Origin of the sequence: Streptomyces sp. NPDC057010, assembly GCF_042673805.1 — a bacterium.
Classification (GTDB): domain Bacteria; phylum Actinomycetota; class Actinomycetes; order Streptomycetales; family Streptomycetaceae; genus Streptomyces.
This window is the reverse complement of the sequence record NZ_JBHUSC010000003.1, coordinates 366,297-384,273: the sequence shown is the minus strand read 5'-3', so window position 1 is coordinate 384,273 and position 17,977 is coordinate 366,297. Positions and strand designations below refer to the sequence as shown.

Annotated in this window: 13 protein-coding genes; 12 read left to right on the top strand and 1 reads right to left on the bottom strand. The window is 72.2% G+C overall.

Annotated elements, in window-relative coordinates:
- The first annotated feature begins 153 nt into the window (after positions 1–153).
- The 5 genes from ACFTXQ_RS05855 to ACFTXQ_RS05835 all read left to right on the top strand — a co-directional run bounded on the left by ACFTXQ_RS05855 (position 154) and on the right by ACFTXQ_RS05835 (position 8,719).
- The gene (locus ACFTXQ_RS05855; RefSeq protein WP_382636272.1) at positions 154–1,446 is read left to right on the top strand and encodes a diaminobutyrate--2-oxoglutarate transaminase family protein; all 1,293 of its coding nucleotides are present in this window, start codon (positions 154–156) and stop codon (positions 1,444–1,446) included.
- A gap of 478 nt (positions 1,447–1,924) precedes the next feature.
- Entirely contained in the window at positions 1,925–4,036 is a 2,112-nt protein-coding gene (locus tag ACFTXQ_RS05850; RefSeq protein ID WP_382636270.1) for an IucA/IucC family protein, read from the top strand.
- 31 nt (positions 4,037–4,067) lie between these two features.
- On the top strand, positions 4,068–4,769 hold the full coding sequence (locus tag ACFTXQ_RS05845) for a GNAT family N-acetyltransferase (protein ID WP_382636227.1): 702 nt from the start codon (positions 4,068–4,070) through the stop codon (positions 4,767–4,769).
- A gap of 70 nt (positions 4,770–4,839) precedes the next feature.
- Positions 4,840–6,696 carry an IucA/IucC family protein gene (locus tag ACFTXQ_RS05840; RefSeq protein ID WP_382636226.1) on the top strand — a complete coding sequence of 619 codons (1,857 nt, stop codon included), beginning with the start codon at positions 4,840–4,842 and terminating at the stop codon, positions 6,694–6,696.
- Between the two features lie 52 nt (positions 6,697–6,748).
- Complete coding sequence (locus tag ACFTXQ_RS05835; RefSeq protein ID WP_382636224.1) at positions 6,749–8,719, top strand: ATP-dependent DNA helicase; 1,971 nt, start codon at positions 6,749–6,751, stop codon at positions 8,717–8,719.
- A gap of 122 nt (positions 8,720–8,841) precedes the next feature.
- On the opposite strand, the gene lexA is transcribed toward ACFTXQ_RS05835, so the two are convergent.
- On the bottom strand, positions 8,842–9,633 hold the full coding sequence (lexA, locus tag ACFTXQ_RS05830) for a transcriptional repressor LexA (RefSeq protein WP_382636223.1): 792 nt from the start codon (positions 9,631–9,633) through the stop codon (positions 8,842–8,844).
- Positions 9,634–10,103: 470 nt separating this feature from the next.
- On the opposite strand from lexA, the gene nrdR reads away from it, so the two are divergent.
- From nrdR to ACFTXQ_RS05795, 7 genes are all read left to right on the top strand, one after another.
- Complete coding sequence (gene nrdR, locus ACFTXQ_RS05825; protein ID WP_382636222.1) at positions 10,104–10,616, top strand: transcriptional regulator NrdR; 513 nt, start codon at positions 10,104–10,106, stop codon at positions 10,614–10,616.
- A 137-nt stretch (positions 10,617–10,753) separates the two neighbouring features.
- Complete coding sequence (locus ACFTXQ_RS05820; protein ID WP_382636220.1) at positions 10,754–13,642, top strand: vitamin B12-dependent ribonucleotide reductase; 2,889 nt, start codon at positions 10,754–10,756, stop codon at positions 13,640–13,642.
- Between the two features lie 214 nt (positions 13,643–13,856).
- Complete coding sequence (locus ACFTXQ_RS05815; RefSeq protein WP_382636218.1) at positions 13,857–14,597, top strand: class I SAM-dependent methyltransferase; 741 nt, start codon at positions 13,857–13,859, stop codon at positions 14,595–14,597.
- 203 nt (positions 14,598–14,800) lie between these two features.
- On the top strand, positions 14,801–15,547 hold the full coding sequence (locus ACFTXQ_RS05810) for a DUF2071 domain-containing protein (protein ID WP_382636217.1): 747 nt from the start codon (positions 14,801–14,803) through the stop codon (positions 15,545–15,547).
- Positions 15,548–15,683: 136 nt separating this feature from the next.
- The gene (locus ACFTXQ_RS05805; RefSeq protein ID WP_382636215.1) at positions 15,684–16,289 is read left to right on the top strand and encodes a YdbC family protein; all 606 of its coding nucleotides are present in this window, start codon (positions 15,684–15,686) and stop codon (positions 16,287–16,289) included.
- An 83-nt stretch (positions 16,290–16,372) separates the two neighbouring features.
- A complete protein-coding gene (locus ACFTXQ_RS05800; RefSeq protein WP_382636214.1) occupies positions 16,373–17,032 on the top strand; it encodes a histidine phosphatase family protein in 660 nt (219 codons plus the stop codon).
- 11 nt (positions 17,033–17,043) lie between these two features.
- The gene (locus ACFTXQ_RS05795) at positions 17,044–17,961 is read left to right on the top strand and encodes an ADP-ribosylglycohydrolase family protein (protein WP_382636212.1); all 918 of its coding nucleotides are present in this window, start codon (positions 17,044–17,046) and stop codon (positions 17,959–17,961) included.
- Positions 17,962–17,977 lie beyond the last annotated feature (16 nt).

Below are 17,977 nucleotides of genomic sequence, written 5' to 3'. Positions count from 1 at the left end.
TTGACCGAGCCGGCCGCGGCGGCCGCGGCGCAGATCCCCTTCCAGGTACCGGCCCAGGGCGGCCGCGGACCGGGGCCGACGGCGGGCACAGGAGCCGAGCCCGGAACCGGGGCAGGTGCCCGCGGAGTTACGGGTACGGCCGGCGGATCGGCCGTGCCGGACGGGATCCTGCGGCGGCAGGCGCAGCGGGAGTCCGCCGCCCGGACGTACGCCCGCTCCCTGCCCATCGTCCCGGTGCGCGCCCGGGGGTTGACCATCGAGGGCGCCGACGGGCGGCGCTACCTCGACTGCCTCTCCGGCGCCGGGACCCTCGCGCTGGGCCACAACCACCCGGTCGTGCTCGAAGCCATCAGGGGAGTCCTCGACTCCGGCGCCCCGCTGCACGTGCTGGACCTGGCGACCCCGGTCAAGGACGCCTTCACCACCGAGCTGTTCGCCAGCCTGCCGCCGGAACTGGCCGCCGACGCGCGCATCCAGTTCTGCGGGCCGGCCGGGACGGACGCCGTCGAAGCCGCCCTGAAGCTGGTCCGCACCGCGACGGGGCGCTCCGGGCTGCTGGCGTTCACCGGGGCGTACCACGGGATGACCGCCGGAGCCCTGGACGCCTCCGGCGGTGCCCCCGACGTACGGGTGACCCGGCTGCCGTACCCGCACGACTACCGCTGCCCCTTCGGAGTCGGCGGCCCCGAGGGAGCCGAATTCGGCGCCCGCTGGGCGGAGAACCTCCTGGACGACCCCAAGGGCGGGGTGCCCGCCCCCGCGGCCATGATCCTCGAGCCGCTGCAGGGCGAAGGCGGGGTCATCCCGGCCCCCGACGCCTGGCTGCGCCGGATGCGCGAGATCACCGCGGCCCGGGGCATCCCGCTGATCGCGGACGAGGTGCAGACGGGCGTGGGCCGAACCGGCGCCTTCTGGGGCGTCGACCACGCCGGGGTCGTGCCCGACGTGATGGTCCTGTCCAAGGCGATCGGCGGCAGCCTGCCGCTGGCGGTGATCGTCTACCGTGCGGGCCTGGACGTCTGGGCCCCCGGCGCCCACGCCGGCACCTTCCGCGGCAACCAGCTGGCCATGGCCGCCGGCACCGCCACGCTCGCCTTCGTCCGGGAGAACCGGCTCGCCGAGCGCGCCGGCGTCCTGGGCGAGCGCATGCTGACGGCCCTGCGCGGACTGGCCTCGGCCCAGCCCTGCATCGGCGACGTCCGGGGCCGCGGCCTGATGATCGGCATCGAACTCGTCGACCCCGACACCGGGACCGCCGCACCGGCCCTCGCCGCGGCCGTCCGCCAGGAGTGCCTGAACCGCGGCCTGATCGTCGAACTCGGCGGCCGCCACTCCGCCGTCGTCCGGCTGCTCCCCCCACTGACCCTGACCGACGAGCAGGCCACCGCGGTCCTCGACCGCCTGGCCGACGCCATCCCGGCCGCCGCCGCCCACCGGCCCCGCTGACCCGCCACCCCGAGGACCCGCGATGCCCGACCCGCACCAGTCCACCCCGCACCAGTCCACCCCGCCCCACCACCCCCTCACGCCCACCCCGCCCGACCACCGCCCCCGGACCGGCGACCCGACAGCCGCCCCGGCCCCCGCGGCCGGCCACCACCCTGCGGCAGGTGACCCGGCAGCCCTGCCCGACACGAGGCCCGGCCCCCGCCCCCTCCCCGACCGCCGCCCGCTCCCGGACGCCACGGCCGACCCCCGCCCGCCGGCCGGCGAGCCCAGCCACCGGCCCCTCCCGGCCGCCGCCCCCGACCGCCGCCCGCTCCCGGACGCCGTGGCCGGGCAGCAGCCGCCCGCCGCCGGAGCCGGCCGCGATCCGGAGGCCGGTGCGGCCGCCGCCGCGCCGCCGGAGGCCGTCGCCGGGGCCCAGCCCCCACCGCCGCCCCCCGCCTGGACACCCCAGGGCACCTCCGGCCTCCCCCGGGGGCTGGAACCCGCCCCGGCGGGCGGGGTCGGCGGCCCCCACGGCGCCCCGGCCGCCGAGCCGGGCCCCGGCACGCCCGAGCACACGTTGCCGCAGCCGGGCCCGGCCGGTGGCGGGGAGGCACCCCCACCACCCCCGGCCCGGACGGCCGGGGCCCCCGTCCTCCCCGGGCAGGCGGCAGCCGCGGAAGCCGGGGCCGGCGGGCCCCACGGCGCCCCCGCCGAACGGGACCCGGCCGCCACCGCCGCCACCGGTGCCGTGGCGGCGGCCCTGGTGCCGCGGCAGAAGGACGGCCCGCCGCGGTTCCGGTCGGCGTGGGGCGCCACCGCCGGGCCGGACCCGGACGCGGAGCCCGACCTCCTGGACCACCCCGACGCCGCCGTCGCCGCCGAGGCCGCGGCGGTCGAGAACCTGCTGCGGTGCTGGGTCCGCGAAGCCGGTATCGGCCGCCCCGACGGTCCCGCCGGGACCCTGCTGCGCATCCCCCTCCCCGCATCCGGCACCGCGCTGCTCGTCGCCGTCCGCCACTGGTCCCCGGCGGGCTGGCACCGCTTCGGGCCCGCCCGGCTCGCCGGCGCACCCGCCACCGCACCGGCCGTGGACGCCGTCACCCTCGCCGCCCTGCTCGCCCGCGAGGGCACCCGCACGGCCACCACCGCCGGCCACACCGCCGCCGACCACACCGGCACCGAACTCGTCGCCCGCGTCGCCGACTCCGCCCGCCGCACCGCCGAGTTCATCGCCGACCGGCGACGACGCCCGGCCGCCCCCGCCCTCATCGGCGTGGACCGCTTCCTGACCGCCGAACAGTCCCTCCTCCTCGGTCACCCCCTCCAGCCCGACCCGAAGAGCCGCGAGGGACTCTCCGACGCCGAAGCACGCCTCTACTCACCCGAACTGCACGGCTCCTTCCCCCTGCACTGGATCGCCGTCGACCCCGCCGTCCTCGCCACCGACTCCGCCTGGACCGAACGCGGCCGCCCCGTCTCCGCCGCCCAGCTCCTCGGCCGGCTCGCCCCCGGGATCCCGCTCCCCGACGGCACCACCCCCCTTCCCCTTCACCCCTGGCAGGCCCGCGACCTGCTCCAGCGCCCCGCCGTGACCGCCCTGCGCGACGCGGGACTCCTGCACGACCTGGGCCCCTACGGCGTGCCCTGGTACCCCACCTCGTCCGTCCGCACCGTCCACCGCCCCGGCGCGCCCGCGATGCTCAAGCTCTCCCTGGCCCTGCGCATCACCAACTCCCGCCGCGAGAACCTCCGCAAGGAGCTCCACCGCGGAGTGGAGGTACACCGACTGCTCCGCACCGGCCTCGCCGAGCAGTGGCAGGCGGCCCACCCCGGCTTCGACATCGTCCGCGACCCCGCCTGGGTCGCCGTCGACTCCCCGGACGGCACCCCCGTCCCCGGACTCGACGCCCTGCTGCGCCACAACCCCTTCCGCTCGGGCGACGACGCCGTCTGCGTCGCCGCACTCACCGCACCCCGCCCCTGGCCCGGCCGCACCACCATGCGATCCCGGCTCGCCGAGATCGTCTGCGCCCTCGCCGCCGCCACCGGGCACACCACCTCCGCCGTCGCCGCCGAGTGGTTCCTGCGCTACCTCGACCACGTGGTCCTGCCCGTGCTCGCCTTCGACGCGCTCGCCGGCATCGCCCTCGAATCGCACCAGCAGAACACCCTGGTCCTCCTCGACCCGGCCGGCTGGCCCATCGGCGGCCGCTACCGCGACAACCAGGGCTACTACTTCCGCGCATCCCGCCGCGCGGAACTGGAGCACCGGCTGCCCGGCATCGGCAGCGCCAGCGACACCTTCGTCCCCGACGCCGTCACCGACGAACGCTTCGCCTACTACCTCGGCATCAACAACGTGCTCGGCCTCATCGGCGCCTTCGGATCCCAACGGCTCGCCGACGAACGCGTCCTCCTCGCCGCCTTCCGCCGCTTCCTCGGCAAGGCCGCGGGCCTCGGCCCGCTCCCCGCCAAGCTGCTCGACTCACCCACCCTGCGCTGCAAGGCGAACCTGCTCACCCGCCTGGGCGGCCTCGACGAACTCGTCGGCCCCGTCGACACCCAGTCCGTCTACGTCACCATCGCCAACCCCCTTCACGATTGACGCGTCGGCACCGACACGGAGGAGAGCCCCCATGCCCACCACTGACGCCCCTGCCGATCCCGCCGGCTCCGCCACCGCCGACGCCGCCCACGCGCCCCACGCCCTCCACGACACCGTCGAACTGCGGCTCACCGCCGAGCTGTTGCCCCTCCTCGCCGAGGCCGACCTCCTCGACTCGCCGGCCAACTGGGGCAGTACCGACACCCCCGCCGGAGCCTTCCGCCTCGAACCGGTCCGACCGGGACGCGACCTGGAACTCCTCACCGGCTGGATGAACGACCCCGAGGTGGCCGCCTACTGGGAGCTCGCCGGCCCCGCCGCCGTCACCGCCGCACACCTGCGGGCACAGCTGGACGGGGACGGCCGCAGCATCCCCTGCCTCGGCCTCCTCGACGGCACACCGATGAGCTACTGGGAGATCTACCGGGCCGACCTCGACCCGCTCTCCCGCCACTACCCGGCGCGCCCCCACGACACCGGTATCCACCTGCTCATCGGAGACGGCACGAACCGCGGCCGGGGCCTGGGCACCACACTGCTGCGCGCCGTCGCCGACCTGGTACTCGACAACCGCCCCCGCTGCACACGCGTCATCGCGGAACCCGACATCCGCAACACCCCCTCCGTATCGGCCTTTCTCAGCTCCGGTTTCCGCTGTCATGCGGAAATCGACCTTCCCGAGAAGCGCGCCGCCCTGATGGTCCGGGAGCGGGCGCTGCGCAATCTCCTCTGAGCGCGCCCCGCACCTCTCCCTTCGAAAACTCTGCGCCACGCAGCAAAGTTCCCGATCTCCGAGGAGTCCCGTGCAGAATTTCCCCGCAGCCCCCGACTCCGCAGACCCCGCCCTGCCCCCGTCGCCCCAACACCCCTGCACACCGCCCGAATTGACCAGCGCAACCTGGGACTTCGCCGCCCGCCGGCTCCTCGCCAAAATGCTGGGCGAGTTCGCCTACGAGGAGATCGTCCAGCCCGTCCCCGCCCCGGCCGCCGCGGGCGACGCGTGGACCCTGACCCTCGACGACGGCAGCAGCCTCGGCTTCCGGGCCCGCCGCCGCGCCTACGGCAGCTGGCACGTCGCCCCGGACACCATCACCCTCACTCCGCCACCACCCGCAACGGAACCGCCGACCGCCTTCGGGGACCCGTACGCCTTCCTCATCCGCTCCCGTGCCCTCCTGCGCCTCGACGGCCCCACCCTCGGCCACCTCGTCCGCGAGCTCAGCGCCACCCTCGCCGCCGACGCCCGGATCGACCACACCGCGCTCACCGCCGACGTCCTCGCCGAGCTCGACTACGCCGACCTCGAAGGCCACCAGACCGGGCACCCCTGGCTCGTCCTCAACAAGGGCCGCATCGGACTCTCCGCCTCCGACACCGCGGCATGGGCCCCCGAGGCCCGCACCCGCCAGCGGCTGCCCTGGCTCGCCGCCCACACCTCGCTCGCGAGCTACCGCGGCACCGCCGGCCTGGAGGACCCCGCCCGCCTCTACGCCGCCGAGCTCGACCCCGTCACCCGCGCCGCCTTCGACCAGGCCCTGCGCGACCGCGGCCTCGACCCGCTCGGCTACCTCTACCTGCCGGTCCACCCCTGGCAGTGGGACGAGGTCGTCCTCCCCCTCTTCGCCCCGGCCCTCGCCTCCGGCACCCTCGTCCCGCTCCCCGCCGATCCCGACCTGCGCCTGCCCCAGCAGTCGATCCGCACCTTCCTCAACCTCACCCGCCCCGACCGGCACAGCGTCAAGCTCCCGCTCTCCGTCTTCAACACCATGGTGTGGCGCGGCCTGCCCAGCGAGCTCGCCCTCGCCGCCCCGGCCGTCACCGCCTGGATCCACTCCCTGCGCGACTCCGACCCCTTCCTCCGCGACGAATGCCGCGTCATCCTGCTCGGCGAGGTCGCCTCCGTCACCATCCGCCACCCCGTCTACGACCAGCTCCCCGAGGTCCCGTACCAGTACAAGGAGCTCCTCGGCGCGATCTGGCGCGAGCCCCTGACCGGCCTCCTCGCCCCCGGCGAGCGCGCCCGTACGCTCGCCTCCCTCCTCCACACCGACCCGCGCGGCCGCTCCTTCACCGCCGAACTCGTCGCCCGGTCCGGCCTGGCCCCCGCCGTCTGGCTCCAGCACCTGTTCGCGGCGCTCCTGCCCCCGCTCCTCCACTTCCTCTACCGCTACGGAACCGTCTTCTCCCCGCACGGCGAGAACGCCGTCGTGATCTCCGACGAGCGCGAGGTCCCCGTCCGGCTTGCGGTGAAGGACTTCGTGGACGACGTCAACATCAGCAACGAACCCCTGCCCGAGCTGGAATCCCTCCCCGACGAGGTCCGCGCGGTCCTGCTCGCCGAGCCCGCCGACTTCCTGCCCCAGTTCATCCACTCCGGGCTCTTCATCGGCGTCTTCCGCTACCTCTCGGCCCTGTGCGAGGACCGCCTCGGCGTCCCGGAGAGCGAGTTCTGGGCCCTCGTACGGGCGGAGATCCTGCGCCACCAGGCCCGCTTCCCCGAGCTCAAGGACCGCTACGAGCTCTTCGACCTGCTCGGCGAGCGCATCGGACGGCTCTGCCTGAACCGGAACCGGCTCTACGAGGACGGCTACCGCGACCGCCCCGACCGCCCGCACGCCGTGCAGCACGGCACCGTACCCAACCCCCTGTACCAGCCATGAATCCTCGCCGGTGCGGTCACTGTCGGTGGAGCCCCGTAGGGTTGGCAGTGCTATGACGAAGCCCTCCCTCCCCGACCTGCTGCACGCCGCCGTCTCCGCCGTCGGCGGCACGGAGCGCCCCGGCCAGGTGGCCATGGCCGAAGCCGTCGCCGAAGCGATCGACGACAACTCCCACCGGCTCATCCAGGCCGGCACCGGCACCGGCAAGTCCCTGGGCTATCTGGTGCCGGCCCTCGCCCACGGCGAGCGCGTGGTCGTGGCCACCGCGACGCTGGCCCTCCAGCGCCAGCTCGTCGAGCGCGACCTGCCCCGGACGGTGGAGGCACTGCATCCGCAGCTGCGGCGCCGCCCGCAGTTCGCCATGCTCAAGGGCCGTTCCAACTACCTGTGCCTGCACCGCCTGCACGAGGGCGCACCGCAGGACGAGGAGGAGGGCCTCTTCGACCAGTTCGAAGCGGCCACCCCCACCAGCAAGCTCGGCAAGGACCTGCTGCGCCTGCGCGACTGGGCGGACGAGACGGAGACCGGCGACCGCGACGACCTCACCCCGGGCGTCTCGGACAAGGCCTGGTCGCAGATCTCCGTGTCCTCCCGCGAATGCCTGGGCGCCACGAAGTGCGCGTACGGGGCCGAGTGCTTCGCCGAGGCCGCCCGCGAGCGGGCCAAGCTCGCGGACGTCGTCGTCACGAACCACGCGCTGCTGGCCATCGACGCCATCGAGGGCGCGCCGGTGCTGCCGCAGCACGAGGTCCTGATCGTGGACGAGGCCCACGAGCTGGTCTCCCGGGTGACCGGGGTCGCCACCGGCGAGCTCACCCCCGGGCAGGTCAACCGGGCCGTCAAGCGTGCCGCCAAGCTCGTCGACGAGAAGATCGCGGACTCGCTCCAGACCGCCTCCGAGTCCTTCGAACGCGTCATGGAGCTGGCGCTCCCGGGCCGGCTGGAGGAGATCCCCGAGGACCTCGGCTACGCGCTGATGGCCCTGCGCGATGCCGCGCGCAACGTCATCTCGGCGATCGGCGCGACCCGCGACAAGTCCGTCCACGACGAGGACGCGGTCCGCAAGCAGGCCCTGGCCGCCGTGGAGAGCGTCCACGGGGTGGCGGAGCGGATCACGAACCTCTCCGAGTACGACGTCGTCTGGTACGAGCGCCACGACCGCTTCGGCGCCACCCTCCGGGTCGCCCCCCTGTCGGTCTCGGGCCTGCTGCGCGAGAAGCTGTTCGAGGACCGCTCGGTGGTCCTGACCTCGGCCACCCTCAAGCTCGGCGGCGACTTCAACGGGGTCGCGGCCTCCCTGGGCCTGTCCCCCGAGGGGGTCGAAGGGGACGACGTACCGGCCTGGAAGGGCCTGGACGTCGGCTCGCCGTTCGACTACCCGAAGCAGGGCATCCTCTACGTCGCCAAGCACCTGGCCACGCCCGGCCGCGAGGGCACCCGCGGCGACATGATGGACGAGCTCGCCGAGCTGATCGAGGCGGCCGGCGGCCGTACCCTCGGGCTCTTCTCCTCGATGCGCGGCGCCAAGGCGGCCGCCGAGGAGCTGCGCGGGCGGCTCGACAACCCCATCCTGCTCCAGGGTGAGGAGACGCTCGGCGAGCTGATCAAGGCGTTCGCCGCCGACCCGAAGACCTGCCTGTTCGGGACGCTGTCGCTGTGGCAGGGCGTGGACGTTCCCGGCCCCAGCTGCCAGCTCGTGGTCATGGACCGGATCCCCTTCCCGCGCCCCGACGACCCGCTGATGAGCGCCCGGCAGAAGTCGGTCGAGGAACACGGCGGCAACGGCTTCATGGCCGTCTCGGCCACACACGCCGCCCTGCTGATGGCCCAGGGCGCGGGCCGTCTCGTACGGGCCATGGGCGACCGGGGTGTCGTCGCGGTCCTGGACCCCCGGCTGGCCACGGCCCGGTACGGGAGCTTCCTGCGGGCCACGCTGCCGGACTTCTGGTACACCACGGACCGCAATCAGGCCCGCCGCTCCCTGGCCTCGATCGATGCTGCGGCGAAGGCCGAAGGCAAGTAGCTCTCGGGAGCACGACCGGCAACCGGCAACCGGCAAGCGAGCAGAGCGAGCAGCACGAAGAACAGCCCCCGGAACCGGCGCAGTGGGTTCCGAGGGCTGGATGGAGACGGCAGGGTCAGGGTTCAGACCCGGCGCAGTACTGCGACGACCTTGCCGAGGATGGTCGCCTCGTCGCCGGGGATCGGCTGGTAGGCGGCGTTGTGCGGGAGGAGCCAGACGTGGCCGTCCTCGCGCTTGAAGCGCTTGACGGTCGCTTCGCCGTCGAGCATGGCGGCCACGATGTCGCCGTTCTCCGCGACCGGCTGGCGGCGGACCGTGACCCAGTCGCCGTCGCAGATGGCGGCCTCGATCATCGAATCGCCGACGACCTTGAGGACGAAGAGCTCGCCGTCGCCGACGAGCTGGCGGGGGAGGGGGAACACGTCCTCGACCGACTCCTCGGCGAGGATCGGGCCGCCGGCCGCGATCCGGCCGACCAGGGGAACGTAGGAGGCGGCGGGCTTGCCGGTGGTGTCCGTGGGCTGCGAGCTGGGCTGGTCGGAGCCGCGCACCTCGTAGGCCCGGGGGCGGTGCGGGTCGCGGCGAAGGAAGCCCTTCCGTTCGAGCGCCATCAGCTGGTGCGCGACCGAGGAGGTGCTGGACAGGCCGACCGCCTGGCCGATCTCGCGCATCGACGGCGGGTAACCCCGACGCTGCACGGAGTCGCGAATGACCTCGATGACCCTCCGCTGCCGGTCCGTGAGCCCGGAGCTGTCGGCGCGAATGCCTGGAGGTCGACCTGGCAGCGAGCGTGCGGGGCGTACGGGCTCCGCATCCGGGTTCAGGTTTGCGTCGTTCATGGCATGCACCGGCTCGAGTCGGCTCTGGGAGCGGTTCTGGGCAGTGATGGTGGCACTGTCTGCGGTGGTGGTCACGTCGGCCCCTCTCGAAATGTTCTCCCTAGCTGGACAACGGTAGTAGCTTTCGAAAGGTTGCGCCAAACACACGTTCGAGTGAAAAATCGCAGATCGTCCCGCGTGGGCACATCAAGAGGTGTATGGGCTATCGGTTCGCCGAACGCGGGTTCGGCTCGGTATCCGCTGCTTACGGTACCCTTCCCGGTCGGGTCGCCACCTTCCGGGTCTCCGGTCAGTGTGGCACCGCAAGGGCTCTCATCCGGCTATCGGACGCCGCGACACGCGGAGCCGGGAAAATCCACCACAACCCAAGATCTAGTGGTTGGATGAGCGCTGCCACCCAGAAGTTGTGGTCCCCGGGTCTGCTGAGGGTCCAGGCATCGCATATGCTGGTGGCTGCTTCACGAGCCCCCCGACAGAGCAGGTCTCTGCCGTTAGGGGGACCCGTGCGGTGATTCAGTCGTGCCAAGAGGGAGGGTGAGGGAACCATGCACTGCCCCTTCTGCAGGCACCCCGACAGCCGCGTCGTCGACAGCCGCACCACGGACGACGGCACGTCGATCCGCAGGCGCCGTCAGTGCCCCGACTGCTCCCGTCGCTTCACGACGGTGGAGACGGCCTCGCTGATGGTGATCAAGCGCAGCGGGGTGACCGAACCCTTCAGCCGTACCAAGGTCATCTCCGGCGTGCGCAAGGCGTGCCAGGGACGGCCGGTCACCGAGGACGCCCTCGCCAAGCTCGGCCAGCGGGTCGAGGAGGCGGTGCGCGCCACCGGGAGTGCCGAGCTGACCACCCACGACGTGGGTCTGGCCATACTCGGCCCGTTGCAGGAGCTCGACCTGGTCGCGTACCTGCGCTTCGCGTCCGTGTACAAAGCTTTCGACACCCTTGAAGACTTCGAGACCGCCATCGCGGAACTGCGCGAGCCGCGGCCTCACCCCGAAGAGCGCGAGCCCGGGGGGACCGGTTCGGTCCCCGTGCCCGCCTCCGCCGCCGACTGACCGGACGGCCCGCTCCCCACGGCGACGGGAGCGGCCGGTCGACCCGGCGAAGAGACGTAGATACAGAGACACAGCACCGTGCCACGGAATAACGCTGGCACTTTAGGGCGTTTTTGCCCGCATATGGGAGGCCTGGCATGACAGAGACGGCGAGCAGCTCGGCACGTGGTTCCCGCGCCAAGGGGACCAAGGCCGCCAAGGGCGGCCTGCGTATCGAGCGCATCCACACCACCCCGGGCGTGCACCCGTACGACGAGGTGAGCTGGGAGCGCCGTGACGTCGTCATGACCAACTGGCGCGACGGCTCGGTCAACTTCGAGCAGCGTGGCGTCGAGTTCCCCGACTTCTGGTCGGTGAACGCGGTCAACATCGTCACCAGCAAGTACTTCCGCGGCGCGGTCGGTACCCCGCAGCGCGAGACCGGTCTGAAGCAGCTGATCGACCGGATCGTGAAGACCTACACGAAGGCCGGCGAGGAGAACGACTACTTCGCGTCGCCCGCCGACGTGGAGATCTTCGAGCACGAGCTGACCTACGCCCTGCTCCACCAGATCTTCAGCTTCAACTCCCCGGTGTGGTTCAACGTCGGCACGCCCCAGCCGCAGCAGGTCTCCGCCTGCTTCATCCTGGCCGTCGACGACTCCATGGAGTCGATCCTCGACTGGTACAAGGAAGAGGGCATGATCTTCAAGGGCGGCTCCGGCGCCGGCCTGAACCTCTCCCGCATCCGCTCCTCCAAGGAGCTCCTCTCCTCCGGCGGCAACGCCTCCGGCCCGGTCTCCTTCATGCGCGGCGCCGACGCGTCCGCAGGAACGATCAAGTCGGGCGGCGCCACCCGCCGTGCGGCCAAGATGGTCGTCCTGGACGTGGACCACCCGGACGTCGAGGCCTTCATCGAGACCAAGGTGAAGGAAGAGGAGAAGATCCGCGCCCTGCGCGACGCGGGCTTCGACATGGACCTGGGCGGCGACGACATCACGTCCGTCCAGTACCAGAACGCCAACAACTCCGTCCGCGTGAACGACGAGTTCATGACGGCCGTCGAGAACGGCACCAAGTTCGGCCTGCGCGCCCGCATGACCGGTGAGGTCATCGAGGAGGTCGACGCCAAGGCGCTCTTCCGCAAGCTGGCCGAGGCCGCATGGGCCTGCGCCGACCCGGGCATCCAGTACGACGGTGTGATCAACAACTGGCACACCTGCCCCGAGTCCGGCCGGATCACCGCCTCGAACCCGTGCAGCGAGTACATGCACCTGGACAACACGTCCTGCAACCTCGCCTCGCTGAACCTGATGAAGTTCCTCGACGACGACGGCAAGGGCAACCAGTCCTTCGACGCCGAGCGCTTCGCCAAGGTCGTCGAGCTGGTCATCACCGCGATGGACATCTCCATCTGCTTCGCGGACTTCCCGACGCAGAAGATCGGCGAGAACACCCGCGCCTTCCGCCAGCTGGGCATCGGCTACGCCAACCTCGGCGCCCTGCTGATGGCCACCGGCCACGCGTACGACTCGGACGGCGGCCGCACCCTCGCCGCGTCGATCACCTCGCTGATGACCGGCACCGCGTACAAGCGCTCCGCCGAGCTCGCCGCGATCGTCGGCCCGTACGACGGTTACGCCCGCAACGCCGACGCCCACAAGCGCGTCATGAAGCAGCACGCCGACGCCAACGCCGTCGCCCCGCGCACCGAGGACCTGGACAACTCCATCTGGGCCGCGGCCACCGAGGCCTGGCAGGACGTCCTGCGCCTCGGCGAGAAGAACGGCTTCCGCAACTCCCAGGCCTCCGTCCTCGCGCCGACCGGCACCATCGGTCTCGCGATGTCCTGCGACACCACCGGTGTCGAGCCGGACCTGGCCCTGGTCAAGTTCAAGAAGCTCGTCGGCGGCGGCTCGATGCAGATCGTCAACGGCACCGTCCCGCAGGCCCTGCGCCGCCTGGGCTACCAGGAGGAGCAGATCGAGGCGATCGTCGCCCACATCGCCGAGCACGGCGTGGTCGTCGACGCCCCGGGCCTGAAGACCGAGCACTACGAGGTCTTCGACTGCGCCATGGGCGAGCGCTCCATCTCCGCGATGGGCCACGTCCGCATGATGGCCGCGATCCAGCCCTGGATCTCCGGCGCGATCTCGAAGACGGTCAACATGCCGGAGTCGGCGACCGTCGAGGAGATCGAGGAGATCTACTTCGAGGCGTGGAAGATGGGCGTCAAGGCGCTCGCGATCTACCGCGACAACTGCAAGGTCGGCCAGCCCCTCTCCGCGAAGAAGAAGGAAGAGGAGAAGGAGGAGGTCACCGCCAAGACGGAGGAGACCATCCGCGCCGCCGTCGAGAAGGTCATCGAGTACCGCCCGGTCCGCAAGCGCCTCCCCAAGGGCCGCCCGGGGATCACCACCTCCTTCACGGTCGGTGGCGCCGAGGGCTACATGACCGCGAACTCCTACCCGGACGACGGTCTCGGCGAGGTCTTCCTGAAGATGTCCAAGCAGGGCTCGACCCTCGCGGGCATGATGGACGCCTTCTCGATCGCCGTCTCGGTCGGTCTGCAGTACGGCGTCCCGCTGGAGACGTACGTCTCGAAGTTCACGAACATGCGCTTCGAGCCGGCCGGCATGACGGACGACCCGGACGTGCGGATGGCGCAGTCGATCGTCGACTACATCTTCCGCCGCCTGGCGCTGGACTTCCTGCCCTTCGAGACCCGCTCGGCCCTCGGCATCCACACCGCCGAGGAGCGCCAGCGCCACCTGGAGACCGGCTCCTACGAGCCCCTCGAGGATGAGCTGGACACCGAGTCGCTGGCGCAGTCGGCCCCGCTGACCGCGGTGCCGTCCGAGCCGAAGCCGGTCGCGGCCGTCCAGGTCCCGGCCCCGAAGACGGCGCACAGCAACGCCGAACTGGTCGAGATGCAGCTCGGTGTCTCCGCCGACGCCCCGCTCTGCTTCTCCTGCGGTACGAAGATGCAGCGCGCCGGCTCCTGCTACATCTGCGAGGGCTGCGGCTCCACCAGCGGCTGCAGCTGACGGTTGATCAGTAGTTCGTGACGAAGGGGACCGGCCGAAAGCCGGTCCCCTTCGTCATGTCCGTGGCTTGAACGGAACGATGTCCGGATCTTTGTTGTTTCTGCCAGTACGACGCTCCGTCAGGGTCCGTAGAGACTGCCAACCAGAGGCCACAGCGTTCCCCCGGGGACGGGGGACCGTGGCGCAGGCATGTCGAAACGGGGAGAACAGCACCATGGCCGTGCAGCAGTATGACGAGATCGGTGAGGCGTTCGAGGGCTTCAAGGCCCTGCCGGTGGTGAAGTACGGGGAGGTGCCCAGCTTCCTGGGCATGGTCGGGGACGTGACGGGCAAGTCGATCCTCGACCTGGCCTCCGGTACCGGCTTCTACAGCAGGGAGTTCAAGCGGCGCGGCGCCGCGGACGTGCTCGGAGTCGAGATCTCCGGTGAAATGGTCGCCGTGGCGCAGGGGTTCGAGGAGCGTGCCCCGCTGGGCGTGCGCTACGAGGTGGGGGACGTGGCCGAACTGCGGCCCCTCGAGGAGCGCTTCGACATCGCCGTGGCGGTCCAGCTGCTCAACTACGCGGAGGACATCGCCACCATCGAGCGGATGTGTCGCAACGTGCACCGGAGCCTGGTGCCCGGCGGGGAGTTCTTCCTGTTCAACCAGTCGCCCGACTACGACTTCGACGGGCCTTCCCTGGCCAAGTACGGCTTCACCACCGAGCTGACCGGTGAGGAGTTCGAGGCCGGACTGCGCGTCCGGACCACGGCGCTGCTCGAGCCGCCGGTCTCGATCTTCGGCGTCTTCCCGCGTCGCGAGGTCTACGAGAAGTGCCTGCGGGAGGCCGGATTCAGCGAGCTGACCTGGGTCCCGCTGGAGGTGTCCGAGGCCGGCGTGCGCGAGTTCGGTGAGGACTACTGGGCGGACCTGCGCGCCAACCCGCCGCTGGCGATGCTGCGCTGCCGCGCCTGACGATCGACCGGACGAGAAACACGGGGGAGGCCACCTGGGGTGGCCTCCCCTTCGTCGTCCCCCGCGAGTTCGTCGCGCGTTCATAGGGGCATCCCGCTATTTAGCTAATTAGCTCATGTGCTAAAAAGATCCCACGCACGACGTGCCGGAACGGATCGCGCTCCGGCACCGCAGACGCACGTGCGGAAGAGGGGGAGCGCGCAATGATCGGTCCGAAGATGGCGAGCGTCATCGAGCGAAGGCTGCTCGTGAACTACCGGGTGGAGCCCGAGGTGGCGGCGCGGCTGCTGCCGGCCGGGATGAGGCCGCAGCTCGCGGGCGGGTGGGCCGTCGCCGGGATCTGCCTGCTGCGGCTCGGCGACACCCGCCCGCGCTGGGCACCCGCCGTCACCGGCGTGCGCAGCGAGAACGCGGCGCACCGGATCTCCGTCGAGTGGGACGGGCCGGACGGGGTCGAGACGGGCGTCTGGATCCCGCGGCGCGACAGCGGCTCCCGCCTCAACGTCCTCGCGGGCGGCCGGGTGTTCCCCGGAGCGCACGGCTCCGCCGTCTTCGACGTCCGCGAGACGCCGGAGGAGATCGGCGTCGCGTACGAGACCAAGGACGCCTCCACGCGCGTACGCGTCGTGGCCCGGGTCGCGGACGAACTGCGCGGCAGCCGGCTCTTCGGCGACCTCGCCGAGGCCTCCGAGTTCTTCCGCCGGGGCGACCGTGGCTACTCGCCCGCGCGCGCCGCCGGCCGGCTCGAAGGGATGCAACTGCACACCGGGGCCTGGCGGGTGGAGGCCACCGAGGTCACCCGCGCCGAGTCCTCCTTCTTCGAGGACCCCGAGCGCTTCCCGCCCGGCACGGCCCACCTCGACTGCGCCCTGCTGATGCGCGACGTACCCGTCGAGTGGCACCCGCTGGACCCCGCCGCCGACACGGGGTGCGCCGCGCCGGCCGCGTGAGCGCTCCCGCGCGGCACCTCGCCGCATGCGACCGGGAGTTCGGGTTTCGGCCGACCGAGCGGGATGCGGCCGAACCGACGGTGATCTACCGCGCCGGGGACTGACCCCGGCCGCGCCGGGACCGTACGATGGCGCCGTGCTGGTCAAGTGGATTCGCTGCACGGTGACGGACCGACGCGGGTTCGAGCGCGGGCAGCGCAAATGGGCGGGGCTGCCGGGCGAGCCCGGATTCCGGGGGCAGGGCGGCGGCTGGAGCCGGGGCCGGCAGGGGGTCGCGCACGTCTTCACCTTCTGGGAGAGCCGTTCCTTCTACGACTCCTTCATGGCCCGGGCGCACGACCGGCTGGCCGCCGCGCAGAACGGCACCTACACCGATCTGCGGGTCACCCTCTTCGACCACCGCTTCGACGTGAAGACCGGCTTCGAGCCGCGCTTCACCGACGCCGACGTCGTCCGGGTCGCGCACACCCGGGTCCGGGAGGGCCGGGTCGAGCACTTCGCACTCATGCAGGAGAAGGTGTGGAATCCGGCCATGGCGGGCTCGCCCGGCATGATCCGCGGCCTCTTCGGGGAGGCCCCGGGCCGGGAGTTCCTGGTGCTGTCGATGTGGCACGCGGCCGCCGAGCACGGCAAGTACCGGCAGGAGCGGGTCGAGCGGCTCTCCCTGCGGGCCCAGATCCAGGCCGACGTCGAGGCCCTCACCGGTGACGTCGTCGACCTGGAGCCGTCCTGGACGGTATGACCGTACGACGACCCTACGACGGGCGGCCGCTCGACCGGCGTGCCCGGTCTGCGGGCGCTCCGGTGGCCGAATAGGGTCGTGGGATGGTTCGACCACGGCGCATCGTCCTTGTCCGGCACGGGGAATCGGAAGGCAATGCCGACGACTCGGTGTACGAGCGGGAGCCCGACCACGCCCTGCGGCTGACCCAGGCCGGGCGCCGGCAGGCCGCGGAGGCGGGCGTACGGCTGCGCGAGCTCTTCGGCGACGAGACGATCAGCGCGTACGTCTCCCCGTACCGCCGGACCCTCCAGACCTTTCGGGAGCTGCGCCTCGACCCGGCGCGGGTCCGGATGCGCGAGGAGCCGAGGCTGCGCGAGCAGGACTGGGGCAACTGGCAGGACCGGGACGACGTACGCCTCCAGAAGGCCTACCGGGACGCCTACGGCCACTTCTTCTACCGGTTCGCGCAGGGCGAGTCGGGAGCCGACGTGTACGACCGGGTCGGTGCCTTCCTGGAGAGCCTCTACCGCAGCTTCGAGGCCGAGGACCACCCGCAGAACGTGCTGCTGGTGACGCACGGGCTGACCATGCGGCTGTTCTGCATGCGCTGGTTCCACTGGTCGGTATCCGAGTTCGAGGCCCTGTCCAACCCGGGGAACGGCGAATTCCGGGTGCTCATGCTGGGCCCCGACGGCCGGTACCGGATGGACCGCCCATTTGAGCGGTGGACCACACCCGAGCCCTACGACCTGGACGGCTAGAGTGACCCGCGATGACCCCTGACTCCACTCCCGAACGGCGCTACGCACGCGCCCTGGCCAGCCTCCGAGGGCTGGCGCTGGGGGACGCCCTGGGCTCCCAGTACTTCGTCCCCGTCAACTACCCGCTGCTCAAGCGGCGCGAACTGCCCGCCGGCACCGACGTGTGGCAGTGGACCGACGACACCGAGATGGCCTGCTCGGTGGTGGCCGTGCTCGCCGGGCACGGACGCATCGACCAGGACGCGCTCGCGAGCTCCTTCGCCCACCACCACGACTTCGACCGGGGCTACGGGCCCGCCGTGAACCGGATGCTGCGCCTGATCCGGGAAGGCGGGGACTGGCGCACGCTGGCTGCCGAACTGTTCAACGGGCAGGGCTCGTGGGGCAATGGCGCCGCCATGCGGATCGCGCCGCTCGGCGCGTGGTACGCCGACGACCCCGAGCAGGCCACGCACCAGGCGGAGATCTCCGCCTACACCACCCACCAGCACCGCGAGGCCGTGTGCGGGGCCATGGCCGTCGCCGCGGCGGCCGCGCTCGCGGCGGCTCCGGAAGGCCCGCCGAAGGCCGCCGACCTGCTGGACGGGGTGATCGCGCTGGTGCCGCGCAGCGCCGTGGGCGCCGGGCTGCGCCGGGCGCGGGACATGCTGGACTACGGCGACGCGACCACGGTCGCGGCGGTTCTGGGCTGCGGGCGGCGCACGAGCGCCCACGACACCGTGCCGTTCGCCCTGTGGTCGGCGGCGCGGGCGCTGGACGACTACGAGCGGGCGTTCTGGACCACCGCGCAGGTGGGCGGGGACGTCGACACGACCTGCGCGATCGTGGGCGGGGTGCTCGGGGCGCGCGGGGAGGCCGTGCTGCCGGCCGCGTGGCTGGCGCGCACCGAGGCCCTGCCGGCGTGGGTGCCGGAGTCGCCGGCGCGGTAGCCGGCGGCCAAGTGGC

Excerpts from the sequence above, each read along its gene's own strand:
- ACFTXQ_RS05820 (WP_382636220.1), top strand. The coding sequence starts at position 10,754 with ATGACAGAGACGGCGAGCAGCTCGGCACGTGGTTCCCGCGCCAAGGGG.
- ACFTXQ_RS05795 (WP_382636212.1), top strand. The coding sequence starts at position 17,044 with ATGACCCCTGACTCCACTCCCGAACGGCGCTACGCACGCGCCCTGGCC.
- ACFTXQ_RS05800 (WP_382636214.1), top strand. The coding sequence starts at position 16,373 with ATGGTTCGACCACGGCGCATCGTCCTTGTCCGGCACGGGGAATCGGAA.
- nrdR (WP_382636222.1), top strand. The coding sequence starts at position 10,104 with ATGCACTGCCCCTTCTGCAGGCACCCCGACAGCCGCGTCGTCGACAGC.
- ACFTXQ_RS05845 (WP_382636227.1), top strand. The coding sequence starts at position 4,068 with ATGCCCACCACTGACGCCCCTGCCGATCCCGCCGGCTCCGCCACCGCC.
- ACFTXQ_RS05815 (WP_382636218.1), top strand. The coding sequence starts at position 13,857 with ATGGCCGTGCAGCAGTATGACGAGATCGGTGAGGCGTTCGAGGGCTTC.
- ACFTXQ_RS05835 (WP_382636224.1), top strand. The coding sequence starts at position 6,749 with ATGACGAAGCCCTCCCTCCCCGACCTGCTGCACGCCGCCGTCTCCGCC.
- ACFTXQ_RS05810 (WP_382636217.1), top strand. The coding sequence starts at position 14,801 with ATGATCGGTCCGAAGATGGCGAGCGTCATCGAGCGAAGGCTGCTCGTG.